At 51.8% G+C, this 272-nt stretch carries 1 protein-coding gene; it reads left to right on the forward strand.

The window, feature by feature from the left end; genetic code table 11:
- The coding region (locus tag R0J87_RS20535; RefSeq protein ID WP_498888563.1) for an acyl-CoA dehydrogenase family protein at nt 1–272 on the forward strand (272 nt) is incomplete at both ends.

Raw genomic sequence — 272 nt, forward strand, 5'->3', positions numbered from 1 at the left:
CTCAAGTAGAAGAGCAATACGGGGGGCTTGGCCTGGATTTCCGCTATGGTGTCATTATTGGGGAAGAGATGGAGCGTGTGGGGGCGAGTTTGACGGGAGTCGGGCTTCATAACGATATTACTGTTCCTTATATTGAAGCGTATGGAACAGAACAGCAGAAACAGGACTGGCTGCCAGGCTGCATTAGCGGCGACTATATTACGGCAATCGCGATGACGGAACCCGGAGCTGGATCGGATTTGGCGAGTATTTCCGCTACCGCCGTAAAAGAT

It is taken from the genome of Halomonas sp. SIMBA_159 (assembly GCF_046536035.1).
Taxonomy (GTDB): domain Bacteria; phylum Pseudomonadota; class Gammaproteobacteria; order Pseudomonadales; family Halomonadaceae; genus Vreelandella; species Vreelandella venusta_A.